Raw genomic sequence first — 24451 nt, 5'->3', positions numbered from 1 at the left:
AGACGATGGCGCGCAGCCAAGGAAAATCGGAACATGAACAAACGCTTTGAATCCATTGGGCTGGTCGGTCACCCGCGCCACCCCGCCGCACTGGCGACCCATGAGATGCTGTTTCACTGGCTGACGGGGAAGGGCTACCCGGTGATCGTGGAGCGGCAGATCGCCCGCGATTTAAAGCTACAGCATGCGCTGACCGGCACCCTGGCCGACATCGGCCAACAGGCCGATCTGGCGGTGGTGGTCGGCGGCGACGGCAATATGCTGGGGGCGGCGCGCATTCTGGCGCGCTATGACGTCGACGTCATCGGCGTCAACCGGGGCAATCTGGGCTTTCTGACCGATCTCGACCCGGACAACGCTAAACAGCAGCTCTCCTGCGTGCTGGAGGGAGAATATAGCCGCGAACGCCGCTTTCTGCTGGAGGTCAAGGTCTGCCGCGACGGACAGATGCACCGGCGTAGTACCGCCATCAACGAAGTGGTGCTGCACCCGGGCAAAGTGGCGCACATGATCGAGTTTGAGGTGTACATCAACGACACCTTCGCCTTTTCCCAGCGCTCCGACGGACTGATCATCTCCACGCCGACCGGATCCACCGCCTATTCACTCTCCGCCGGCGGGCCGATTCTGGCCCCCACCCTGGACGCTATCGCCCTGGTACCGATGTTCCCCCATACCCTCTCGGCGCGCCCGCTGGTGATCGACAGCAACAGCAAAATTCACCTGCGCTTCTCCCACTTCAGCAATGAGCTGGAGATCAGCTGCGACAGCCAAATTGCGCTGCCTATTCAGCAGGGAGAGGAGGTGATCGTTCAGCGCAGCCCGTTTTATCTGAGCCTGATCCACCCTAAGGATTACAGCTACTTCAATACCCTCAGCAGCAAGCTGGGCTGGTCAAAGAAGCTGTTTTAACCGGGTATACGGCGCGGCGCGCAAATATTTGCGCCGGACACTTTACTGTATAAAAAACCAGTTTATACTGGCATTAAACACAGTAGTGTGATTCCGTACAGGGGAATATCCATGCTGACGCAGCTGACCGTCGCCAACTTTGCCATCGTCCGTGAACTGGAAGTCGACTTCCAGCGCGGAATGACCGCCATTACCGGCGAAACCGGGGCCGGTAAATCTATCGCCATCGACGCCCTGACCCTGTGCCTGGGGGGGCGCAGCGAAGCCGCCATGGTGCGGATGAATATGCCGCGCGCCGATATCTGCGCCCGCTTCTCGCTGGCCGATACCCCCTCTGCCCGCGCCTGGCTGGAGTCCAACCAGCTCGACGACAGCAACGAATGCCTGCTGCGCCGAGTGATCAGCGCCGACGGGCGCTCGCGCGGCTTTATCAACGGCACCGCGGTTCCCCTGTCCCAGCTGCGCGATCTGGGCCAGCTGCTGATCCAAATCCACGGTCAGCACGCGCACCAGCTGCTGCTGAAGCCGGAGCACCAGCGCCACCTGCTGGATGCCTATGGGCAGCAGCACCCCCTACTGCACGAGATGCAGGCCGCCTATCGCCAATGGCACCACAGCGTGCGCCTGCTGGCCGACCACCGCCGCCAGATCAGCGATCGCGAGGCGCGCCGCGAGCTGCTGCAGTACCAGCTAAAAGAGCTGAATGAGTTTGCGCCGCAGCCCGGCGAGTACGAACAGATCGACGAGGAGTACAAGCGTCAGGCCAACAGCGGCCAGCTGCTCAGCCTGAGCCAGCAGATCCTGGCGGCGCTCTGCGACGGCGACGACGGCAACGCCCTGAGCCTGGTACACAGCGCGCGCCACAGCCTGGGCGAGCTTATCAGCTACGACGCGCGCTTTGCCCCGCTGCTGGAGATGCTGGAGGAGGCGGCGATCCAGATCGACGAAGCCGGCAACGAACTGCGCCACTACGGCGATAGCATTGAGATGGATCCCGCCCGCCTGCAGCAGCTGGAGCAGCGCCTGTCGCGCCAGATCGCGCTGGCGCGCAAGCATCAGGTGGCGCCGGAGCAGCTACCGCAGCTCCATCAGCAGCTGCTGGAGGAACTGCACGCGCTGGATCGCCAGCAGGATGATGAAGCCCAGCTTGAGGACACCGTGCGCCAGCACCATCAGCAGGCGCTCAGCCTGGCACAGCGCCTGCACCAGCAGCGCAGCGCCTGTGCGGCAGAGCTGTGCGGCCAGATCAGCGCCCGCATGCAGGAGCTGGCCATGCCCCACGGCCGCTTTACCATCGACGTGACCTTTACCCCCGATGCGCTGACCGCCGACGGCGCCGATCGCATCGAATTCCGCGTCACCACCAACCCCGGCCAGCCGCTGCAGCCGCTGGGCAAGGTGGCCTCCGGCGGCGAACTGTCGCGCATCGCGCTGGCCATCCAGGTGATCACCGCCCAGAAGATGGATACCCCGGCGCTGATCTTTGATGAAGTGGACGTCGGCATCAGCGGACCGACCGCCGCCATCGTCGGGCGCCTGCTGCGCCAGCTGGGTGAATCGACCCAGGTGATGTGCGTGACCCATCTGCCGCAGGTGGCCGGCTGTGGACACCAGCACTACTACGTTAGCAAAGAGACCGACGGCGAAGAGACCGAAACCCGCATGCGGGCGCTGAATAAAAAGGCGCGGCTGCAGGAGCTGGCGCGTCTGCTGGGCGGCAGCGAGGTCACCCGCAATACCCTGGCCAATGCCCGCGAACTGCTGGCCGCCTGAGAGCCGCCGACGGCGCGGGAAAAGCGCATAATCCGGGAACCAATTCCCCGCGCCGTTGCCTATACTCCCGTCGGCGTGGTAATCTCGACGCCCAGAAGATCCTGCACCAAGATGCAGAGTCGCGCCGCAGCTACCCTGGCTTTGTGTCCAAAAGGAATGAATTAACTATGCGTTGTAAAATGCTGACTGCCGCCGCCGTGGTCCTGGTTATGCTGACCGCAGGCTGCGCCACCGTGGAAAAAGTGGTTTACCGTCCTGACATCAACCAGGGCAACTATCTGACCGCGGCCGACGTCGCCAAAATCCACCGTGGCATGACGCAGCAGCAGGTCGCCTATACCCTGGGCACCCCGCTGCTACAGGATCCCTTCGGCAGCAGCACATGGTTCTACGTATTCCGCCAGGAGCCTAGCCACGAGGGAATTACCCAGCAGACCCTGACCCTGACCTTTAACGCGAGCGGCGTGCTGACCAACGTTGAAAACACCAAAAAGCTGCCGAACGACGGCGACGCCTAGGCGTGCAGCGGCAGTTAAAAAAATAAGGCGCCCACGGCGCCTTATTTTTTGGCCCGCTCGGCGCGCTGGCGCCGCAGCTCACGCGGATCGGCGATCAGCGGGCGATAGATCTCCACCCGATCACCGTCGCGCAGCGGATCCTCCAGGCGCACCGGGCGACTGAAAATCCCCACCTTATTCTTACCCAGATCGATCTCGCTGCGCTGCGCCAGCAGCCCGGAGCGCTCGATAGCCACTCCCACGCTGCTGCCCTGCGGCAGGGTCAGGCGGCGCAGATACTGTTTTTCCGGCAGCGCGTACACCACCTCAATGCTCATCTCAGACACGGTAAACCTCTTTGGCCCGCAGGGTAAACGCCTGTACCATACTGCCAGCCAACTCCTTAAATATCTTGCCAAAGGCCAGCTCAACCAGCTTATTGGTAAACTCAAAATCCAGATGCAGCTCCACCTTACAGGCCTCCTCTCCCAGAGGAGTAAAGCGCCAATCCCCCATCAGGCGGCGAAATGGCCCCTCGATCAGCTGCATCTTAATATTACGGTTGTCCGACAACGTATTGCGGGTGGTAAAGGTCTTACTAATCCCCGCCTTACAGACATCGACCGAAGCGGTCATGCTCTGCGGCGAACTCTCCAGCACCCGACTGCCGACACAGCCCGGCAAAAAGGCTGGATAGGCATCAACGTCGTTGACCAACTGGTACATCTGCTGCGCGCTGAACGGCACCAGCGCGGAACGGCTAATCTGCGGCATATCAATTCCCGGACAACATAAACCGAGGCATAATACCATTTATTGCTAGACAGAGAGAATTGGCTTACGCACACTGGATGCCGTCCAGGGATCCGTGGCCACCCCCGGCAAAAAGTATTCATTCGCCGCTTGTAACAGTATAATGACGCTACTATGACAAAGAAAAAAGCATACAAACCGGGTTCGGCAACCATTGCCATGAACAAGCGCGCGCGCCACGACTACTTCATTGAAGAAGAGTTCGAGGCCGGGCTGTCGCTGCAAGGCTGGGAGGTCAAATCCCTGCGGGCCGGCAAGGCCAACATCAGCGAAAGCTATATTCTGCTGCAAAACGGCGAGGCGTTTCTGTTTGGCGCCACCTTTACCCCGCTGAACGTAGCCTCCAGCCACGTGGTGTGCGATCCGACGCGCACCCGCAAGCTGCTGCTCAAAGAGCGCGAGCTGGCGAGCCTGTTCGGCAGCGCCAACCGCGACGGTTACACCATCGTCCCGCTGTCGCTGTACTGGAAGAACGCCTGGGCCAAGCTGAAGATCGGCGTGGCTAAGGGTAAGAAAGAGCACGACAAACGCGACGACATCAAAACCCGCGAATGGAAGCAGGACAAAGCGCGGATTATGAAAAACGCCAACCGCTAACGCTGGCGCAGCGGCGGTAAACTCTGGTATACTGCCGCCTACACACTTGGGCCTGATTCTGGATTCGACGGGATTTGCGAAACTCAAGGTGCATGCCGAGGGGCGGTTTGCCTCGTAAAAAGCCGCAAAAAAATAGTCGCAAACGACGAAAACTACGCACTCGCAGCTTAATAACCTGCGCAGAGCCCTCTCTCCCTAGCCTCCGCTCTTAGGACGGGGATCAAGAGAGGTCAAACCCAAAAGAGATCGCGTGGAGCTCCTGCCTGGGGGTGAAGCGTTAAATCCAATCAGGCTAGTTTGTTAGTGGCGTGTCTGTCCGCAGCTGGCAAGCGAATGTAAAGACCAGACTAAGCATGTAGTACCGACAGCGTAGTAATTTCGGACGCGGGTTCAACTCCCGCCAGGTCCACCACATACGCTTCCGGAGACGTCCGGGAAAGTCTAGAAAGCCCGCATGGCACAAGCTCTGCGGGCTTTTTTGTGTCTGTTTTCGTCCGAGAGCATCCGGCTAAATCCGATGATTATTGGTATACGTTTAGGTATACGGTAGGATGTATACTTAAAAGTGTATACCAATTCATGAAGGAGCGGCCACAGTGGCACGGACAACACGCCCCCTGACCAACACCGAAGTTCTGCGCGCTAAGGCGTTAGAGAAGGATCTAACGCTGCATGATGGTGATGGGCTTTTCCTGATAGTGAAAACCAACGGGAAGAAGCTCTGGCGTTTCCGTTATCAACGTCCGGCAACAAAGCAGCGAACAATGATGGGGCTCGGTTCCTTCCCTGCCCTTTCACTTGCTGATGCCCGAGGGTTAAGAGCGGATTACCTTGCCCTATTAGCCAACGAAATCGACCCGCAAATTCAAGCTGAAGTTGCAAAGGAACAGCAACAAATCGCTCAGGACAGTATTTTTTCGACCGTTGCGGCAAACTGGTTCCAGCTCAAAAGTAAGAGCGTCACTCCTGATTACGCGAAAGATATTTGGCGCTCACTGGAAAAAGACATATTCCCTGCCATCGGTGAGACTCCTGTACAGCAGATCAAAGCCCGCACATTGGTTGAAGCGCTTGAACCAATCAAAGCTCGTGGAGCGCTGGAAACAGTTCGTCGTCTGGTACAGCGTATCAACGAAATAATGATTTACGCGGTTAACACCGGTTTGATTGATGCCAATCCAGCATCAGGTGTTGGTATGGCTTTTGAGAAACCAAAAAAGCAAAATATGCCAACGCTGCGGCCAGAAGAATTACCTAAACTGATGCACTCTTTAGTCATGTCAAACCTGTCAGTTCCGACTCGTTGTCTTATCGAGTGGCAGCTCCTGACCCTTGTGCGTCCTTCTGAAGCTTCTGGTGCTCAATGGGCTGAAATTGATCTCGACACTAAACTTTGGACAATCCCAGCCAATCGAATGAAAGCAAAAAGAGAGCATGTTGTTCCATTATCTCCACAAGCGTTAGATGTTTTGGATAGAATGAAAGCCATAAGTAAACACCGTGAGCATGTCTTTCCCAGTAGAATCAACCCAATGGTGCCTATGAACAGCCAAACTGCAAATGCAGCCCTTAAGCGTATTGGTTATGGAGGGAAACTTGTTGCTCATGGGCTTCGATCGCTCGCAAGTACTATCTTAAACGAAGCCGAATTCAACCCAGACGTGATTGAAGCAGCTCTTGCACATAGTGATAGAAACGAAATTCGAAAAGCGTATAACCGAGCACAGTATCTCACTCAGCGAATTGAACTACTAAATTGGTGGGGAAAAAAAGTAGCGACCAATAGTTTTAATGAATTTCACAACAAGGAAGAAAAATGAAAAAAAACAATGAGTTAATAAGATCTGCAATCGCAAGAAAGCGTTGGCAATATGAGGTATTGCGTAAGGACATAGAATATTGTCCTTATCGCCCTAAGAAAAAGAACAAGTCAAAAAAAGCAGTTGAATACATTAGATTCCCTGCTAATTTCAGTATCTATTCCGCTGATAAAAACAAGCATTATAGAGACACTATGAATATCATATATGCTATTTCTCGCATGGCAGATATGGAAACTAAAAAAGTTCATCTTGATTTTTCCCAAATGGAATATATCAAAGCTGCTTCTATATTAATTCTTTACGCTACTATTGAACAAGCTATAAAATCTGGAGTTAATTTTAGAATTGTTGCTTTTCCGAAAGATTTTAAAGCCACTAGAATAATAAAACGTTCAGGCTTAGAGGTATTATGCAAAGAAAATACACATCAACCTAATTTTGATGGGGATTCTATACCGGTTATAAGTGGTAGCGGTGGTGATTTTCGCGATGAAATCGTAGATTTTATTCAGCATAAAATTTACAAAAACAAGATGACGCCTGATACGGAAAGTAAATATGGGGGTGCAGTGCAGGAGGCCATTAACAATGTTGCATATCATGCGTACCCAGATATTCCTGAGTCCGACATGAAAAAATGGTGGGTGAAATGCGATCTTGCAGGTGACCAATTATTTTTAGCAATATACGATAAAGGCGTAGGCATACCTAAAACGGTCATGAACAGAACGTGGTTTGAGCAAATTCTTCAAAGCACATATCCAGATTTAGTATCTCAAATTAAGCGAGAGCTGGAAGAAGAAGGCATTGCAAAAAAGATTTACTTAGTTACAAATTAGGCATTATCAGCGACGCGATGAAAATAGCCATTTCTATGGTTGGTGATGTTACAGGGACCGAGGAGAGCAAGCATGGGCAAGGAAGTAAAAGCATTAAAGCTTTAGTTACAGAAAATGACCAAGGAACTCTGTGGATTTACAGTAACAATGGATTATATAAGCTAAACTCTGGTATAGTTGAAACATACGATTTGCAAAAGCCGATGCCAGGCACCTTGCTACAGTGGAACATTAAGGTTGATCAAGATGAACTTGAAAAAAATTAGTATCGTCAATGAATTCAGCAAGAGCCCCTATGGCCGATATCCTTCTGATGGCAAGTGGAACGGTCAGGTTTTTCGTCAAGAAATCTTGGTGCCAGCCCTGAATAGCCATGATAAAGTTATAGTAGACTTGACAGGTTATAATAGATATGGCCGCTCATTTATCGATGAAGCCTTTGGCGGACTTATTCGCGAAGAAAACTTTACTAAATCTGATTTAGACAAAAAACTCGAGTATTATCACAATGATCTAAAGAGTTTTGAGTTATTAATTACGGAACGTATCGAGAAAGCCGCAAATGATACCAGAAAATACTAGCCACGCTCTAGATCTGAAATATATTGCCGTGATTATTTCCTCTATAATCGCGGTGTTTGGATGGCTTATTTCGTCTTATATTAACACTCGAACCTTTAAGCGAAATGAAACATCTAAGCTTAAAGATAAAATCTCGTCCATGGTTGAAACCTTCTTTGACTCCCTTGAGGAAAAAATAAAATCAAGGGGTATTAAGGAAACTGAACTTGATGATTTAATTGCAGGAAAACTTACTTTAATAGAACTACACTTGAATCATTTGGACAAAAAGATAAACATCAAGCTAATTTCTGATGAACATATAAATAAAATTAGAAGTGAACCATATGATTACCTAACATCATCTAACGGTGATTATAAGAAAAAACTAAACGACTTAAAATTCAATACGCTAGAGCTTATTGAAGAAAACTATACGGAATGGTATTTCAGAAACTCCACTAAATATCACTGGATGAAACTCAAGTCACTCCTCTTTCAAAAATAACAATTCACATCACCTCTCATTATTTTGCGAGGTGATTCTTTCATCAGGTTCGCTAATACCTCAACTGCATTTAAATTAATAAAACCTTCAGCCTATTCCTATCCATTTAATCACACTTCTTTACGAAAAAGCTAATAACTGAGCAATAATCAGATCATGTCCGGAACTGGATGCTATTAACATCCTGCGCGCAATGCTTTCCCCGCCTCGCCTGCCCGCTTCATGGGGCGCTTTTAATGCAGATGCATGAGACGGCACAGGGCGCGCCAGGACTGGCGCGGCGAGGGTTAAAAAATATCGTAAGGCGCATGCAAAACCATGCACGCTATGCATGCATGGCTTTTTAGAGAAAAAATGCGGGAATTTATGGCAATTTTTTTATGCCGGGTGCTGCTGTTCCAGTGCGATTTTTCGGTGCATAAATTTCAGGTTTTCGGCAGGCGTCGTGCGGCTGATGGCATCCTGCCGGGCCGCTGTTTCTGGCCGTAGTCCCGCACTGTTTAAAATATCCCGACTGGCCTCTGCGTACTCAATGGCCGGGCTGATGGCCATACTGACGGCCAGCGCTTCCCGCAGGTATTCCAGTGCCCGATCGGCGGCCCGTGTACGTAACAGCTCCGGTTGATGATTCAGCCCCATTAACTCCGGGGCCAGGGCTCTGAGCAGCTCGGTGCCGTGACGCTGCATGAAGCTGCGCAGCTCCGTACGCACACTGACACGCAACAGTTCATCATGGGCATGTAGGTATCGATCAGCGTGTTGATTCATCTCCCACTGTTTCACGGCGATCAATTCACGCAGATAGGCCAGGCGATCGCCAGACTTGCCGCTGCTATCGGCCTGTAGGCTAGCCATCTCTAGCGTCGCCTTGGTCCATGCCTGACGGCTATCCTGCCAACGTGTTTTGGCCGCTTGGCACGCCATTGCCGCTTTTTGTAATGGGGTTGTCGTCATGTTGGTGTTCTCGGTTAATGTGAAAAGGGAGAGCGATAGCAACCGGATACCCGGCGCGGCTCCGCCTGTGGTGTTGGCCGTTCTGCCGTTACCGGCTTGGCTGGTTGATGGATAATTTCATCGATGGATTCCAGCGTGCGGAACGTCGCCGAGCAGTGAACATTGGTGCACTGGTGATAGCGTTGCTTGACGTTATCCGATAAGTATCGGCTGCTGCGGGTATGGGCGGATTTACCGCAAAAAGGACAATGCATCATGCGATCAGCCCCCGCGCCTGAAGCTGGGCTTTACGCTGCTGCATTTCTTCGTAAAAACGCATGCTCTGTGCCGGTGTTGCGGCGAGCTCATAGTCCATATGGGGAAGCGGGCTGGGCGATAACCCTATTTTGTACAGTACCGGCTCATCGTTTAAACGGATCTCATATTGGTCTACTTGCGCTTTCAGCCAGCGACTGATTTCTGCCAGAACCTCTTTTTCGGCCGATTCAATGTCATGATGGCCAGCGCGATAGCGTTGTTGTTGCAGGGCGAAAATTTTGAGCTTGATTGCCCGGATGAGCGCAGAGACTCCCTGTGACAGGGTGGTCTCAAACTCGCGCTGCACGTAGTCGTTCAACAGCGAAAAGTGTGCATCACGGTAGGCTTTTGCCGAGCTGCAACATGTGCCCTTTCCCTGCTCGAGTTCATAAGCCAATACCTCGGCAGCGTTCTCACACTCTTGCATCAGCTCCCGGCGGGCGACACGCTCCATATGCTGTTGCTTGAGCGCATCGGTGAGCACGGCGCCATTGCGCAGGAATTGCTCGCGCCAGGCTTGCGTATCATCGAGGCCCGTTTGTTCCAGACGGGTTTTCTGCTGTTTGGCCTGCTCGATGGCATGCTGGATTTCATCCATCCGGTGCACGTTATTCAGATGATGAGTTTTGGCGCTCTCCAGCACTTGGAGTGCCTTATCCAGCACGGCGGGGATCGCCGTCTCTTGTTGGGGGTGAGTGGTTGGTTTCATGGTGTTCTCCTGCTGCGTTATCAAGGTGAAATCATTCTGCAACGCACCACACAACCACACGAGCGATCACGGTTGTCGCAGGGATGGCACAAACAGAATCGGGCAGAACGGCAATCAGGAGGGCTAGCCAGAGAAAGGGGCGGGTAAGCTTCTCTCTCTGTTTGTTTTTCTATAAATAACTGTTCACTACTATTCACTATAAAGAAAAAGATAAGTAATACAGTAAATTAAACAGTGAACAGTTGAGATAAAACTATTCACCGACTGTTCACTACTGTTCACCGTTGACGATGCTCTGCTCTATGAGTCTCCTTTAATTATTTATAGTTATTTCGGGTAGATATCTTAATTAATACCCGTTAATCATCTAAATGCAGTACTACGGAGTGTCAATGTGGTGCAATGGAGTGCAACGGCGGGCAGTTATTATTTTTTGTATGAAAATTGCTCTGTTGTGTGGTGGTACACTACAAAATGACTTGTTGCCCTACGTAAAAATATTCACAAAATAGAGAGCTACCCGAAGCCGGATGGACACGACCGGACTTGTATGGATTTTATGAGGTAGCCCTATGCACACTGCTTTTTCTTCCCCGTCCTCAGCCCCTGCCGCCCCGATGATGCCTGCTCCTGATACGGTCCAGGAACGCTTTATCCGCCTGCCCGAAGTGATCCACCTTTGCGGGTTGTCGCGCTCAACCATTTACGATCTCATCAGCCGCGAGGCCTTTCCGAAACAAATCTCTCTCGGCGGTAAAAATGTGGCCTGGGTACAGTCAGAAATCACCGCGTGGATGGCCGATCGTATCGCCGATCGTAACCGGGGCTACGACGCATGATGATCCTCGCACCGCAAACCCCCCTTTTTCTGGCTTGCTTCTGTTGGCTGTTTCTGGGTATAGTTTTTCCGCTGTCGCAAAATCGGCAGCCGGGCGTAGGAACCCGAGTTACTTATTGGCGACACCAGACGCGCCAGGCGTCTTTTTTTGCGTCGTTGTCCAGGCACACCCATTTTCTGGGCTGTGGTGCTTACACCATGGCCCCTGTCAGATAATGGTGGCCCGGGCGGGGCAGCCTTCGGGCTGGCCGGTTTCCAATAAGGCCGGTATTCCTACCCCCGTCCGGGTCACCACCCATGAGCGTAGGAACTCCGGTGGTGGCATTTACCGCTACTTATTGGAGGTTGCCATCATGGCTACGATCCTCACCCCGTCACACCCGCAGTTTGTCTTTATCTTCGCCGCTGTCCGCCGCGCTGATCGTCACTCCCCTATCTGTATGCTGCGCACCGTGGCCGATAACGAGTACAGCGCCCGCCGTTCCCTTGTCCGTGAGTATGTTCTGTCCTTTGCCGGTCGCCTGCCGGTGGCGGGGGTGTGCGCATGAAACACACGACTATCGCCTTGCAAGACCTCGAATGCCTCGATCACCTGCGCAATGTTGGCCAACTGGTCGGTGAACTGATGCAAGAGCGAGCATGTATCAGCGTTCAACGTAACCCGGAGCAAAATCTCCAGCTCACCTCCCTGATATACCTGATGACCGCCCAGCTCGATAGCGTGGTCGAGCGCTGTAACCAGCATTGGCTTGCCGGGGAGGACAATGTATGACTACGCCATTACCGCCTGTCCTGCGTGCCGCGTTGTACCGCCGTGCCGTTGCCTGCGCCTGGCTGACCCTGTGCGCGCGTCAGCACCGCTATCAGGCATTCACCCTCGATACGCTGGAAAATGCCATTGCCACCGAGCTGGAGGGTTTTTACCTGCACCAACACGGCGAGGAGAAGGGCCGCCAGATTGCCTGTGCGTTACTGGAAGATTTAATGGAAGCTGGACCACTCAAGGCCGCCCCGTCACTGTCCTTTCTCGGCATTGTCGTGATGGATGAACTCTGCGCCCGTCACATTAATGCGCCGGTATTGCACTGAGGGAGAAAACAACAATGAACATGAACGTTACGGATACCGTTAATCTGGCGCGCGGCCACTGGTTACATATTTTATCGGCACTGGGGATGAAGATAGTGAAAAACCGCCATCAGCCCTGCCCGATTTGTGGTGGTGATGCGCGTAGCGACCGCTTTCGTCTTGATGATCTGGAGGGGCGGGGTACGTGGTACTGCAATCGGTGTGGTTCAGGAGACGGGCTCAGGCTGGTCGAAAAGGTGTTCGGTGTGTTGGCCGTAGAGGCCGCCGATAAGGTGAATGCGGTGATCGGCACCCTACCGCCGGTTGCCCCGGAGGTGATTGCGGCCGCAGAGGCTAAAACCGATGCAGATCGGAAAGCGGCAGCCGCGCTGGCCGTAAAACTGATGGCCAAAACCCGCACGGCCTCCGCGAATGCCTACCTGACCCGCAAGGGGTTCCCCGCTCATGCGTGCGTAGTGCTGACAGCCACGCACAAAACCGGCGGGGTCATTTATCGGGCCGGGGATCTGGTGGTGCCGCTGTATGACGAGGGCGGATCGCTGGTGAATCTCCAGCTTATCAACACAGACGGCCTGAAACGCACGTTGAAAGGCGGACAGGTAAAAGGCACCAGCCATACCATTGATGGCCAAAAACAGGCCGGGAAACGCCTGTGGATTGCGGAGGGCTATGCCACGGCCCTCACCGTACATCATCTGACTGATGAAACGGTGATGGTGGCGCTGTCGTCCGTGAACCTCCTTTCTCTGGCTAGCCTTGCCCGTCAGAAATACCCGGCCTGTCAGATTGTCCTGGCGGCCGACCGTGACCTCAACGGCAACGGCCAGACCAAAGCCGCCGCGGCCGCAGAAGCCTGTGAGGGCATGGTTGCCCTGCCGCCGGTGTTCGGTGACTGGAATGATGCCTTTATGCAGAAAGGCGAGGAGGCCACGCGGAAAGCGATTTATGACGCGATCCGCCCCGTAGCGGAGAGCCCGTTTAACACCATGAGCGAGGCGGAGTTTACCGCCATGAGTACCAGTGAAAAGGCGATGCGGGTGCATGAGCATTACGGCGAAGCGCTGGCCGTCGATGCTAACGGCCAGCTCCTGTCACGCTATGAGGCCGGGATATGGAAAATCATTCCGTCATCCGATTTTGCCCGTGATGTGGCCGGGCTGTTTCAGCGCCTGCGCGCGCCGTTCTCGTCGGGGAAAATTGCCTCGGTCATTGATACCCTGAAACTGATTATTCCGCAGCAGGATATACCGGCGCGTCGTCTGATTGGCTTTCGTAACGGGGTACTCGATACCAGCACCGGGATCTTTAGCCCACACTGTAAATCACACTGGCTGCGCACGCTGTGCGACGTGGATTTCACCCCACCCGTGGCGGGTGAAACGTTGGAAACCCATGCACCGAATTTTTGGCGCTGGCTTGACCGTGCCGCCGGTGGTCGTGCCGATAAACGCGATGTGATACTGGCCGCCCTGTTTATGGTGCTGGCGAACCGTTACGACTGGCAGCTTTTTCTCGAAGTGACCGGGCCGGGCGGCAGCGGAAAAAGCATTCTGGCCGAGATTGCCACCTTGCTGGCCGGGGCGGATAACGCCACCTCGGCTGACATCGACACACTGGAAGATCCGCGCAAGCGCGCATCCCTGATTGGTTTCTCGCTGATACGTCTACCTGATCAGGAGAAGTGGAGCGGTGACGGCGCGGGACTTAAGGCCATTACCGGCGGCGATGCGGTCTCCGTTGATCCGAAATACCAGAACCCGTACTCCACCCATATTCCGGCGGTGATCCTGGCGGTGAACAATAACCCGATGCGCTTTACCGATCGCAGCGGCGGCGTTTCCCGCTGCCGGGTAATTCTGCATTTCCCGGAGCAGATTGCCCCGGAGGAGCGCGACCCACAGCTTAAGGATAAAATCGCCTGCGAATTGGCGGTGATTGTGCGCCAGTTGATGCAGCAGTTCAGCGACCCGATGACGGCCCGCACACTGCTCCAGGCACAGCAGAACTCCGATGAGGCGCTCTGCATCAAACGCGATGCCGATCCGGCATTTGATTTTTGTGGCTACCTTGAGGCGCAGCCAGAGCCGGATGGCATGTATATTGGCAATGCCAACATCATCCCACGTCAGCCGCGCCTGTATCTGTATCATGCCTATCTGGCGTATATGGAGGCGCACGGCTACAAGAACACGCTCAGCCTCACCATGTTCGGCAAGGGGTTGCCCGCGATGCTGAAAGAGTACGGGGTGAATTATGAGAAGCGCCGCAAAAATCAAGGTATACAGACCAATCTTGCGTTGAGGGAGGAGAGTAACGCCGATTGGCTACCAAAGTGTGACGCGCCAGAGTAAGAGCACCGAACCAGACCGGCAGCCGCCGGTCTTTTTTTGCCTGAAAATCCGCAAAAATGAACAGTAAAGTGTTCACTGTTCACCAACCGTTCACGGTGTAATACAATGAATTTAAACGATAAAAATACACAGTGAACAGTGTGAACGGTTTTTCCTAAAAAAAGTTTTTTTCTTAGTACTCACGATAAAGAGGAGAAGCTAGATAGCCTATTAGAGAGCGCTTGCAATGCATAATTGGTACACGTTTAGGTACACGAATTAAAGTTGAATCAAATAAATAACATGTATTTCAATATGATGGGAATTTTATTCAGACTCCGCCAGGCCACCAAAATTCTCCATCGGTGATTACCAGAGTCATCCGATGAAGTCCTAAGAACCCGCACGGCGCAAGCCCTGCGGGCTTTTTTGTGCCCTCAATTTGTCCCGCGAAGTCCGAAGAGAACTAATTAAATCCGAATCTTTTAGGCCCATTGAGGCGTTACAGCCCCTCGGCTATGGCCGATGACTCTTACCGCGTAGTAACGCCGGACGCAGATTCAACTCCCGCCAGCGCGAGCCGCTCGCCTCTCAAGCATACCGTCTCGGAAAACACAATCCACGTTCGCTCCCCGCGCCATGACATGATAACGTTTTCGCTCACGGCGCAGCATCGCCGGATAGGCGCGGCCGCGGCGGTGGACATACACCGCCATGGGCCGAGCGATACGCACTCTTCTTTAAACGGGATAATCCGATGAGCGTCATTTACGTTGTGGTGTTGACCTATAGTAAACCCCTGTCCGAAATCGATGCGCAGATGGCGGCGCATATCGAGTGGCTGAACCAGGGCTATGATGAGGGGGTTTTTCTGACCTCTGGGCGGCGTATTCCGCGCAGCGGCGGCGTGATCCTGGCGCGCAGCGACACGCTGGAGGCTCTACAGGCGAGACTGCAGCGCGATCCGTTTCAGCAGCATGGGCTGGTCGCTACCGAGATCATCCCCTTTGAGGCCAGCCGCTGCGCCGATACGATCCAGGGGCTGTTGGCGTAAGGCGACCGTCATCGGCTGTACTGACGGGACAGCCTCTGCGTTTCCATAAACAACGCCACCGACGGGTGGCGTTTGGGCGACATGGCGACGTCATCCGCGGGTTGATCCCCGGCAGATTAGCGTCGCACGGCGATGGCCTCGATCTCGATCAGGGCATCCTTTGGCAGACGAGCAACCTCGACGCAGGAGCGCGCTGGAAAGGGGGCGCCGTGAGCCGTGAAAAACGCCTCATAGGCGGCGTTGACGGCGGTGAACGCATTGAGATCCTTAACAAACACCGTCGTTTTCACGATGGAGGCCACGCTCAGCCCGGCGGCGTCGACGATAGCCTTAACATTCTCCAGCGACTGGCGGGTCTGCTCCGCGACGTCCTGCGGCATGGCGCCGCTGACGGGATCCAGCGGAAGCTGGCCGGAGGTCAGCACCATGCTGCCCAGATCGATGCCCTGAACATAGGGGCCAATGGCGGCCGGGGCGTACGGTGTGTTGATAACGTTAGACATAATGACTCCTGAATGCGCCTTCAGCGCGGACGGGGATTACACAAAGACAAACTGATTCAGCAGGATCAGCGAGACAACGCCGCTGATAACCACCCAGATCAGGCCAAAGCGCAGGCTGACCAGAGTACAGATCACCGCGGCGATCACCTTCGGGTTGCGCAGATCAAACTCCATATGGGAGTCAACGCTGAGGATCTGGATCGCAATGATGGCCGGCAGTACGGTGACCGGCACGAAGCGCAGCGTCTTTTTTACCCGGGGTGACATGTTGATGCGGCTGCCCAGCCCGATTAGGGAGAAGCGGATCGCAAAGGTGACTGCGGCCATGCCGATCGTGAGCATAGCAAAAAAAGCATTAGTCATTTACGCTCACCTCACGCATCTCCTTAAGTTCGTTAAATATCTTATGCTGCTCTTGGGTTTCACGCAGAGCCTCCTGCCTTTCATCCGCCAGATCGACCGCCAGACCGGCGGCGACGCCCAGCACCGAGGCCACGACGATCCCCAGGGAGTAAGGCAGGATCACCAGCAGCACGCCGGAGACGCTGGCCACCACCGCGGCAATGATACAGGCGCGGCTTTTCACCTGCGGGATCACGATGGCAATAAAGGCGGCGATCATCGCGAAATCCAGCCCATATTTTTCAATGTTGGGAAACGCCGCCCCCAGCAATGCGCCGAGAAAGTCGGCTACCACCCAGATAAACCAGAAGGTCAGCATCGCGGACATATAGAAATAGACTTTCTCGTGCTTATTTTCCTGCATCGGTTTAACGGTAATCGCATACACCTCATCCGTCAGCCCGTATGCCATCAGACATTTTTTCCAGAGTGCGTAGTGGCGCATTTTATCCGACATGGATGCGCTATACAGCACATGACGCAGGTTAATGATCAGCGTCGTTAATACGATAACCCCTATCGAGGCACCGGTTCTAATCATATTCAGCGCCAGCATCTGCGCCGATCCGGCGATAACAATGCAGGACCAGGCGGTGCTCTGCCAGATACTCATTCCCGCACCGACGCTCAGCGCGCCAACGATAAATGAGAATGGAAAGTCCCCGACGCACAGCGGAAAAATCATCTTCATTCCGCTGAGTATTGCTTGCTTTCTTTTCATATTAGCCTTCATCCTGCGGCGCTAATTTTTCAATTATTTTTGAGTCATGATGCTAATAATTTCTTTATCGGTGAAGCGCATCGGTTTTATCACCAGGCGGCACAGATTCTGAATCGAGTCTTCCACGTCATGGGCCACGATGCCGTCATTTTCACCGGCGCAGTGGTTCTGCCGCGCCATCAGCACCGATTTAAAGGCGCTCATGGTGGTCGTAGAGACTTTCATCGCACAGCTGTTGGAGGCGCCGTCGCAGATAATGCCGCTGACGTCGCTGATCATGTTGGTAATCGCTTGACCGATCGCCTGGAAGCTGTGGGTAAACAGCCAGGCCATGCCGGCGGCCGAGCCCATGGCGGCCGTCGAGGCGGCGCACAGCGCGGACAGGCGGGTATAGCGCGCATGAATCGAGATCGCCACCAGATGGGAGAGCGCCAGCGCACGGGCCAGTTGGTCATCGTTAACCCTGAGGTGGCGAGCCACCGCAACGACCGGCAGGGTCGCGGCAATCCCCTGATTACCTGAGCCAAAGTTAGACATGGCAGGAACCGGCGCGCCGCCCATACGGGCATCAGAGGCGGCCACCGTGTCGATCAGCACCCGGGTCATCAGCGAATCGCTCATCATCCCCTCATCAATGGCGGCGGAGAGGGTCTGGTTAATGTTCAGGCCATAGGGCTGAGCCTTACCGGCCTTCGACAGGGTGCCGTTAATCTCGGCGGCCTGCAGGATAAACGCCAGCTCATCAAACGGCGCCTGATTCACATAATCAAAGGCCTCACGCAGCGTAAACAGCGGCAGCTCACCCGCCGTATCCTCCTTGCCGCGCGGTTGTTCCACGGCGACCGCCTCACCGTTCAGGTACAGTTCGGTCACGTTGGTATGGCTGCCGTTCACCACGATACGGCACTCGCTGTGCTGGCTGCGCAGGGTCAGATCCAGATGGATAAAGTCCTCGGTATCGGCGGCGCCGATATTCACCCTGCCGCAGGCAACCATCGTTTTTGCCTGTTCGACGCACGCATCGCCGATCCCTTTTAAGGTTTCCAGGCCACGGCTGGCATCGCCCCCGAGGGCGCCGATGGCCGCCGCCAGATTAACACCGCAGCAGGTGGTGCCGGGGATGGTGACCCCCATGGCGTTTTTATACAGGTTTTCCGAGATGGCGCCGTGAATGGTCTCCACCGGCTCCCCCAGGAGCCGCTGGGCATAGGCGGCCGCATAGGCAACGGCGACAGGCTCAGTGCAACCCAGCGCCGGTGCGACCTCTTTTTTCAGCCATTGCACGAATAACGGTGTCGCGGTAATTGGCGTAGTCATTATGATTTCCCTCAAGATTAAAAAAGCAAATGCTCTGGCAAATACTCTATGGGAATCTTCAGGAAATAACTTTCTATAATCATGCGTCTTATTGACAATAAAAAGAAAAAACACTCTATTTTTAAAAAATAGAAAAAAGCAAATGATAAAAATGTTAATTGATTGATTTTTATTGATTTAATAATGATATCAATTATCAATTGTCGGTTTTTAGTGCATTGCATCACACTTCACAAAGAGAATAATTTTCTTATTCCAAATAAAATACAGTAAACAATTTTCATCAAGCCACCACATTGCAGCAAAAAATCCTAGTAATCTGTTTCTAATCGTTTCTGTAAACACCACTATTTAAATATATTTATAAAAATATGAAATATTATTTTCAATAAGTAAATCTCGCAGTAGAGATAATAAAAAGGGGAGGTAAAAAGAGATTGCCAATGATACGGTCAGGTACCCTTATCGATAATGTCGGCGACGCGAACGCCTTACCGCCAGACCCCGGCGGTAAGGCCTGAATTGATTACAGGTGCGCGTTAAACCACGCCAGCTGCTCGGCGAGAGAGCGGCAGAAGTGCTCACCGTCGTACATATCGTAGTGGTGCGCTCCCTCTTCGACATACAACCGCTTGGTCGCGGCACCCGCGGCGGCAAACAGGGCGATCCCCTGCTGCGGGGGATTCACCGTATCCTGTTCCGCCACCACCACCAGCGTGGGACACTGTACCTGCGCCGCAAAGCGCGCCGGCTGATAGCGAACGGTTTCCAGCACCGTCAGAAAGGGAATTTTGATATCCATCTGGGGATAACGCAGCCGATAGTCGGCAAAGAAAGCCTTGGACTCCTCATCGCTCAGCACCCGCGTAACGGCCACCATCATCTCTTTACCGCTGGCGTTCTTTTTCTCCTCCATCCGCAGCAGAGAGGCGATAAAGGCGCCCTTCTCCTCTTCCGTCATCTGCCCGGTGACCATGGCCTCGCCGTCGGCAAAGGCCAGCTGGCTCACAATACACTTCACCCGGGCGTCACCGGCGGCAGCGGCAAAGACATGACAGCCGCCAAATGAGGTGCCCCACAGGCCAATGCGCCCGGCATCGATAGCCGGCTGGGCCGCCGCCCAGTCAATCACGCTTGTAATATCCGCCGTCTGCATAGCGGGCACTAGACGACCACGCTCTCCCGCGCTGGCGCCAAATCCGCGATAATCAAAGGTCAGCGCAGAGAATCCAGCCTGCGCGAAGGCTTCTGCAAATGCGGGTAATAGCGCCTGCTGAATACCACAAAATCCATGACATAAAATAATCACTGGGGAAGCGGTCATCTCAGCGGGGTGATACCAGGTCAGGGCAATACCGTCAGGTAAGGTATGAGTTGATATTTGCATTAGTCAGGAACGATCCGTTTTTTATTAGGAATACTACTATCGGCCAAAATACGATAGGCATTCAAGGAAAATCAAATAAGCGCCAGAGCACCGTTTAGCTCTCGTTGACAATCACATTAAAACAGTAAGATAACGCCTAAACGTGTCCAGAATCGCGGCGATGACGCCGCGCCGATATACTTATTTTGAGGTAACCCGATACTGGACGATTTATTGTAAAGACGGGCATCGCGCTTTAGTATTAGTGTGGCAGCTTTGCATTTCTACACAATAATCAACGATCATCCCAATTCTCACCCTCTCCGTTGAGACAGGGTTTTATTTTTAGTGTTAGTCTGTACCTCGATATTCATCAATACGCGAAGGATACGATCGCGTGATGACCCGAGCTTCGCTAAACCCGAAATAAGCTATACGGCTACCTGACGGAGAGAGACGACCGTGCGCCAAATTCAATATTTGCTGTTACTGAGCCTGCTTTGCGTTTCCGGCTCCCTGTATGCGCTGGATAAAGATGAGCAGGATCTTCCTGGCCTGCCCAGCGGCGCCTACGACTATCTGGTTTACGCCGTCACCTGGCAACCCACGTTTTGTCTGCTGAATCCGACGGCGCCGGGGTGTAAAGCCTACCGCGCCGACTTTTATACCCATGGGATCTGGCCCTACTTCCTCTCTACCGAGCGGAGCGCCAACCGCCATCCCTCCCACTGTATCCAATCGCCCGGCTGCCCCACGGGCAGCAGCTGCACATTATTGCCGGAGGTGATCGACACCCTGCTGCAGGATACGGCGTTCCGAAAAATCGTCAGCGCCCAGCCCGAAGGGCTGATGAAGCACGAGTGGAGTAAGCACGGCACCTGCCTCGGCAGCGGTCAGCGGGAATATTTTACCCGCTTTACGCAGCTGAGATCGGCGGTGAAATATGACGATGAATTCAAAAAGCATATGGGACAGTCCGTCTCTCTGCACACCCTGCGCGCCTGGTTCCCCGATAACGTTCGCTTTCGCTGCGCAACCCACGGCGGCAGGCACTATCTCTTTGAAGCGTTTTACCTGCTGGACAGGCAGGGCGCACCCGATGGCCGCGACGCCACGCTGCAGATAGGCGACCCCTGCCCGTTAGATGCGATCTGGATCCCCGCGCCGTAGCCGCCCGATGCGCGCTAAGGCGTACCACCAATCCCATAACGCCACGCCGGAGCGGCATCGCTGCGCATCCCGGCGAGGAGTGGGCTCACCGGCGGTGCGCCCTCGCGCAGGGCGGCCTGTACGCCGCCGCCCAAGCACCTGACAGCGCGCGCCGGTCAGTGCCGCGCGGTCCCGGGTGACGCCGCGCCGGAGTTTAGCCACGGTAATCCGCTATCTCCCCGGAATAAGATAGCTACCGTGTAAAGAGAATATCCTGGCCATAGGGCCCCGGGGTGAATACCGCGGCGCAGTACACCGTCACTCGGTAAAACAGGGCTGACGCGATAACTCAGAGAGAATCACCATCATCCCTGACTTGGAGGTTAACGGACGCAGATAAACGGTACCTCTTCACACGGTGACGGTCCAGCAGCCAAAGATACGCCATAACCACCGGGCGGCACTCAGGCAAGGCGTAGAAAAAACCACATCCGACGCAGCGCAGAGCGGCAAAATAACACTCCGACGCCCAACAGAGCCAACGGGCCAACGCAGACAACCGGGGCCCACAAGATGGGACATTCGCTATCAGCATAGTCAGACCCATGTGGTTCATGGGTTAATCCCCGCCCCTATCGCCTCACCCCATAGCGCCGCCATTTATCGCTTAAGTGACGTGAGCACGCGGTGCTTCAGCCGGTTACGCCCGGTATTTTTGGCCTGATACAGCATTTCATCGGCGTAGCGCACCAGCACATCGAATGACTGAGGCGTTACGCACTCCCGTGGCACCAGCACGCAGCCGATGCTGACAGTGAGATGGCCCGGCAAGGACTCATCGCTACCGTAATCCAGGGACTCGCGCAGCTTATCCAGCCGTTCTAAGATATCGCACTGGCCATCAGCGCTGCACAGCGCAATAAACTCCTCGCCGCCGAAGCGGCCGATCAGGCTGTCCGGCTCCTTAAAATGACGACGCATTTCACTGGAAAAGTAGATCAGCGCTTCATCTCCAGCCTGATGACCATAGGTATCGTTGTAATGCTTAAAGTAGTCCAGATCGAACAACGCCAGCGCTACCAGCGACCTGGCATGCTGCAGCAGCGGCGCAAAGCGTTGAACAAAGCTGCGTCGATTGCGGATCCCGGTCAGATAGTCGATGCTGGCCTGCAGGGTCAGCGCCTGGTTTAGCTGCTCCAGCTGCTCACGCTGGGTGGCCAGCGCCTGCAGCACGACTTTATCTGCGCCAATGTCCTGGATCTGTGAAATATAAAACAGCACCACATCCTGCTCAAAAATGGCCGATACGCTCAGACGTACCCACAGATAGGCGCCATCCCGCTTCAGGTAGCGCTTCTCCACCGAGTAAAACTCAATGCGGCGCTGTGCCAGATCCTGCAGGTATTGCAAATCCAGCGCCAGATCATCCGGATGGGTTATCGACTGAAAGCTGGTATGCAGCATCTCCGCCTCGCTGTATCCCAGCATCTTACAAAAGGTGCGGTTGGCCCGTCGGAAGTAGCCCTCCGGCGATGCCAACGCCATCCCAATCGCCGCGTATTTAAACGCCTTATCAATGATCTCATTGATACGCTGATTCTCCCGCAGCAGCTGCGCGTTACGCTGGAGCAGCGTCGCCTGATACAGCATATGGCCGATGCTGCTGGCCATAAAGCGCACGCAGGCGATCTGTCCACTGCTGAAGGGGCGATTACGTCCATTGCGTGACAGCAGCTCCAGCAGGCCGTAAAACTCGCCGTCCACCGTCAGCGGAATACCGATATAGCTGGCAACGGGAAGCGCGCGGTAGGGCGGCGGCAGGCGCTGACGCTGCGCATCGGAGACCGCGGTCTGCACGACCAGCGTCCTCTGATCCACCACGCTGGCGCTGAAGCCCGCTGCGAGCGCGAGATGGTGCCCCTCCTGCAGCCCCGCGAGCGCGGGATACTGAAAGACGACGCTGGCGATCCGATTGTTCACCCGGCTGATAACCCCGATCTGCATGTTAAGGATCTTCAGCCCCAGCCCCAGGATATGGTGGTACACCTCATCGCCCGCGTCATGCTGCCGCGAGGTAAGGGATACCAGCTCGGGGGAGTAACGCGCCAGCTGCGGATCGCTGTCGTTCACGGCCTCTCTCCTTCAGGACATCGGGGGATATCACTTTATTACTATAGAACAGCCGGGGCGGCTGCTGTGGGCGGGGAGAATATAAAAAAAACCCCGGCGCAGTGGGCCGGGGAATACGACAGAACACTTACAGAGTCATCACAGTTTTAAAGAAACAGAGCCCAAGCTGTACAGCCGATAAATAGGACGATAGCCATCAAGGGTACGACGTTAATGCAGTTGCTCTTCATACGATATTCCACACCTTAAGCCACGTTGTTAAACGTTGTATCGTTCTTGCCGGCCAGACGCAGACCCGGCAGCCAGTAGTTGTGGGCATAGCGCAGGGCGACATAGGCGATGATCACCGTGGCCACCGCCACCTCTACCGTCGCCATCAGGTGAAGCTGCGCCGCGTAGTCCGCCGCCCCCGGATACTGGGCAACCAGATGGGACATCTTGTACAGCGCGGTGGCGCCGATGGCCATAGGGAAGGTAAAGGCCGCATAGCCCGGGCTGAACGGCAGCTGCAGCAGACGGAAGAAGGAGCAGTAAATCACGACCGTCATCAGCAGGGCGATCCCCAGCAGAATGGCGCAGATCAGTAATGACGGCTGCTGAACGACGGTCAGGTAGCCGGCCAGAGAGAGGCTTGCCGGAGCGGCCATAATGGCGATCGTCGGCTTCGCGGCATCCGGCACCTCATTGCAGAACATGAAGCGGTAAATCATCAGCGGCAGCATGATCAGGTAGCTGACCATCCCGATCACCAGCAGGACCTGTGCGAACGGGATAAAGGCGGCGCCAGGGCAGCAGACATCGGCGACAATGATACCGACCGGCGGCACGAACCAGCTCGGCACCATATGGTGCATGCGCGGCTCACGGGCGCGGTGGAAGAAAAACAGCGCCAGCGCGATCAGGTGTACCGCGACCGCCGCCAACCACAGCCCCTGCCCTACGCGGGGAAAGTAGTGGCCTACGGCCACGGAGACCACCATCGTCGCCATGGCGAAGGTCGGTACGATACTGCCCACCACCGGATGCTTAATATCCTGCATCAGAGTGTCGGGGTGAAAAATAAAGCGAACGGTCAACGCCAGCAGGATCGCGGCAGCGATCAGCGCGCCAATATTCTGTCCGATGCCGTGCAACGGTAGCGCGTTTTCCAATCCCCAGCCAATGCTGGCAATACCCAGAGCCAATCCAGCCGCCGGCGTCGGCATGCTGCGAACCTTGCGATGAATTAATCTTAACACTTGAACACCTCTACGTTTTTCATTGTTTCTA

At 54.6% G+C, this 24451-nt stretch carries 28 protein-coding genes and 1 other RNA gene; 17 read left to right on the top strand and 12 right to left on the bottom strand.

All coding sequences use genetic code 11. From position 1 onward, the window contains the following. The first annotated feature begins 33 nt into the window (after positions 1-33). From nadK to bamE, 3 genes are all read left to right on the top strand, one after another. The gene (gene nadK / locus QY76_RS06775) at positions 34-912 is read left to right on the top strand and encodes an NAD(+) kinase (protein WP_015872303.1); all 879 of its coding nucleotides are present in this window, start codon (positions 34-36) and stop codon (positions 910-912) included. 111 nt (positions 913-1023) lie between these two features. Then, positions 1024-2685: a DNA repair protein RecN gene (gene recN / locus QY76_RS06770; protein ID WP_034165568.1), complete on the top strand. Its 1662-nt coding sequence runs from the start codon at positions 1024-1026 to the stop codon at positions 2683-2685. A gap of 167 nt (positions 2686-2852) precedes the next feature. After that, positions 2853-3203: an outer membrane protein assembly factor BamE gene (gene bamE / locus QY76_RS06765; protein ID WP_034165566.1), complete on the top strand. Its 351-nt coding sequence runs from the start codon at positions 2853-2855 to the stop codon at positions 3201-3203. A gap of 41 nt (positions 3204-3244) precedes the next feature. On the opposite strand, the gene QY76_RS06760 is transcribed toward bamE, so the two are convergent. Together QY76_RS06760 and QY76_RS06755 are read right to left on the bottom strand one after the other, a co-directional pair. After that, on the bottom strand, positions 3245-3529 hold the full coding sequence (locus tag QY76_RS06760; protein WP_034165564.1) for an RnfH family protein: 285 nt from the start codon (positions 3527-3529) through the stop codon (positions 3245-3247). Further along, entirely contained in the window at positions 3522-3956 is a 435-nt protein-coding gene (locus QY76_RS06755) for a type II toxin-antitoxin system RatA family toxin (protein WP_034165562.1), read from the bottom strand. Before QY76_RS06755 ends, QY76_RS06760 begins: the two co-directional genes overlap by 8 nt. Positions 3957-4109: 153 nt before the next feature. On the opposite strand from QY76_RS06755, the gene smpB reads away from it, so the two are divergent. The 7 genes from smpB to QY76_RS06730 all read left to right on the top strand — a co-directional run bounded on the left by smpB (position 4110) and on the right by QY76_RS06730 (position 8323). Further along, on the top strand, positions 4110-4592 hold the full coding sequence (smpB, locus tag QY76_RS06750) for an SsrA-binding protein SmpB (RefSeq protein ID WP_015872308.1): 483 nt from the start codon (positions 4110-4112) through the stop codon (positions 4590-4592). Between the two features lie 48 nt (positions 4593-4640). After that, positions 4641-5004, top strand: a transfer-messenger RNA (tmRNA) gene (gene ssrA, locus QY76_RS17775). 184 nt (positions 5005-5188) lie between these two features. Then, positions 5189-6412, top strand: a complete 1224-nt coding sequence (locus QY76_RS06745; protein WP_034165561.1) for an integrase domain-containing protein — start codon at positions 5189-5191, stop codon at positions 6410-6412. Further along, positions 6409-7254 (top strand): hypothetical protein, encoded by an 846-nt coding sequence (locus QY76_RS06740; RefSeq protein ID WP_045425726.1) that lies wholly within the window; start codon positions 6409-6411, stop codon positions 7252-7254. Before QY76_RS06745 ends, QY76_RS06740 begins: the two co-directional genes overlap by 4 nt. Before the next feature lie 17 nt (positions 7255-7271). After that, a complete protein-coding gene (locus tag QY76_RS19205) occupies positions 7272-7520 on the top strand; it encodes a hypothetical protein (RefSeq protein ID WP_235439458.1) in 249 nt (82 codons plus the stop codon). Further along, positions 7501-7836 carry an STAS-like domain-containing protein gene (locus tag QY76_RS06735; protein ID WP_045425871.1) on the top strand — a complete coding sequence of 112 codons (336 nt, stop codon included), beginning with the start codon at positions 7501-7503 and terminating at the stop codon, positions 7834-7836. The genes QY76_RS19205 and QY76_RS06735 overlap by 20 nt, the downstream gene beginning before the upstream one ends. Before the next feature lie 139 nt (positions 7837-7975). Next, a complete protein-coding gene (locus QY76_RS06730) occupies positions 7976-8323 on the top strand; it encodes a hypothetical protein (RefSeq protein WP_045425719.1) in 348 nt (115 codons plus the stop codon). A 378-nt stretch (positions 8324-8701) separates the two neighbouring features. Here QY76_RS06730 and QY76_RS06725 read toward each other — a convergent pair whose 3' ends face one another. Genes QY76_RS06725 through QY76_RS06720 form a run of 3 tightly spaced genes read right to left on the bottom strand, consistent with a single transcriptional unit; the run spans position 8702 to position 10283 of the window. Further along, positions 8702-9277, bottom strand: coding sequence for a phage polarity suppression protein (locus QY76_RS06725; protein ID WP_045425715.1), 576 nt, complete (start codon positions 9275-9277; stop codon positions 8702-8704). A gap of 14 nt (positions 9278-9291) precedes the next feature. Next, entirely contained in the window at positions 9292-9534 is a 243-nt protein-coding gene (locus QY76_RS17770; protein ID WP_071818543.1) for an ogr/Delta-like zinc finger family protein, read from the bottom strand. Continuing rightward, positions 9531-10283: a hypothetical protein gene (locus QY76_RS06720; protein WP_045425712.1), complete on the bottom strand. Its 753-nt coding sequence runs from the start codon at positions 10281-10283 to the stop codon at positions 9531-9533. The genes QY76_RS17770 and QY76_RS06720 overlap by 4 nt, the downstream gene beginning before the upstream one ends. Positions 10284-10855: 572 nt before the next feature. On the opposite strand from QY76_RS06720, the gene QY76_RS06715 reads away from it, so the two are divergent. From QY76_RS06715 to QY76_RS06690, 6 genes are all read left to right on the top strand, one after another. Beyond that, entirely contained in the window at positions 10856-11122 is a 267-nt protein-coding gene (locus tag QY76_RS06715) for an AlpA family transcriptional regulator (RefSeq protein ID WP_045425709.1), read from the top strand. Then, positions 11097-11669 carry an ash family protein gene (locus tag QY76_RS17765; RefSeq protein ID WP_071844217.1) on the top strand — a complete coding sequence of 191 codons (573 nt, stop codon included), beginning with the start codon at positions 11097-11099 and terminating at the stop codon, positions 11667-11669. Before QY76_RS06715 ends, QY76_RS17765 begins: the two co-directional genes overlap by 26 nt. After that, positions 11666-11893, top strand: coding sequence for a hypothetical protein (locus tag QY76_RS06705; protein ID WP_045425703.1), 228 nt, complete (start codon positions 11666-11668; stop codon positions 11891-11893). The genes QY76_RS17765 and QY76_RS06705 overlap by 4 nt, the downstream gene beginning before the upstream one ends. Next, positions 11890-12210 carry a DUF5375 domain-containing protein gene (locus QY76_RS06700; RefSeq protein ID WP_045425701.1) on the top strand — a complete coding sequence of 107 codons (321 nt, stop codon included), beginning with the start codon at positions 11890-11892 and terminating at the stop codon, positions 12208-12210. Before QY76_RS06705 ends, QY76_RS06700 begins: the two co-directional genes overlap by 4 nt. Before the next feature lie 14 nt (positions 12211-12224). After that, entirely contained in the window at positions 12225-14561 is a 2337-nt protein-coding gene (locus QY76_RS06695) for a primase-like DNA-binding domain-containing protein (protein ID WP_045425698.1), read from the top strand. A 736-nt stretch (positions 14562-15297) separates the two neighbouring features. Continuing rightward, complete coding sequence (locus QY76_RS06690; RefSeq protein ID WP_012849576.1) at positions 15298-15594, top strand: YciI family protein; 297 nt, start codon at positions 15298-15300, stop codon at positions 15592-15594. 116 nt (positions 15595-15710) lie between these two features. Here QY76_RS06690 and QY76_RS06685 read toward each other — a convergent pair whose 3' ends face one another. The 5 genes from QY76_RS06685 to QY76_RS06665 form a co-directional block, all read right to left on the bottom strand. After that, positions 15711-16097 carry a RidA family protein gene (locus QY76_RS06685; RefSeq protein WP_034165541.1) on the bottom strand — a complete coding sequence of 129 codons (387 nt, stop codon included), beginning with the start codon at positions 16095-16097 and terminating at the stop codon, positions 15711-15713. A gap of 36 nt (positions 16098-16133) precedes the next feature. After that, positions 16134-16460, bottom strand: coding sequence for an AzlD domain-containing protein (locus tag QY76_RS06680; RefSeq protein WP_034165540.1), 327 nt, complete (start codon positions 16458-16460; stop codon positions 16134-16136). After that, complete coding sequence (locus tag QY76_RS06675; protein ID WP_174434943.1) at positions 16453-17190, bottom strand: AzlC family ABC transporter permease; 738 nt, start codon at positions 17188-17190, stop codon at positions 16453-16455. Before QY76_RS06675 ends, QY76_RS06680 begins: the two co-directional genes overlap by 8 nt. A 63-nt stretch (positions 17191-17253) precedes the next feature. Next, positions 17254-18537, bottom strand: coding sequence for a serine dehydratase subunit alpha family protein (locus QY76_RS06670; protein WP_034165538.1), 1284 nt, complete (start codon positions 18535-18537; stop codon positions 17254-17256). 526 nt (positions 18538-19063) lie between these two features. Continuing rightward, entirely contained in the window at positions 19064-19924 is an 861-nt protein-coding gene (locus QY76_RS06665) for an alpha/beta hydrolase (RefSeq protein ID WP_034165536.1), read from the bottom strand. Positions 19925-20365: 441 nt separating this feature from the next. On the opposite strand from QY76_RS06665, the gene QY76_RS06660 reads away from it, so the two are divergent. After that, positions 20366-21073 carry a ribonuclease gene (locus QY76_RS06660; RefSeq protein ID WP_034165534.1) on the top strand — a complete coding sequence of 236 codons (708 nt, stop codon included), beginning with the start codon at positions 20366-20368 and terminating at the stop codon, positions 21071-21073. A gap of 639 nt (positions 21074-21712) precedes the next feature. Here QY76_RS06660 and QY76_RS06655 read toward each other — a convergent pair. Both QY76_RS06655 and QY76_RS06650 read right to left on the bottom strand, forming a co-directional pair. Further along, entirely contained in the window at positions 21713-23182 is a 1470-nt protein-coding gene (locus QY76_RS06655; RefSeq protein ID WP_045425690.1) for a sensor domain-containing diguanylate cyclase, read from the bottom strand. 245 nt (positions 23183-23427) lie between these two features. Continuing rightward, positions 23428-24420: a TDT family transporter gene (locus QY76_RS06650; protein WP_174434928.1), complete on the bottom strand. Its 993-nt coding sequence runs from the start codon at positions 24418-24420 to the stop codon at positions 23428-23430. Positions 24421-24451 lie beyond the last annotated feature (31 nt).

Source organism: Edwardsiella sp. EA181011, from assembly GCF_000800725.1.
GTDB classification, from domain to species: Bacteria; Pseudomonadota; Gammaproteobacteria; order Enterobacterales; family Enterobacteriaceae; genus Edwardsiella; species Edwardsiella anguillarum.
This window is presented reverse-complemented; position numbering and strand designations above follow the sequence as displayed.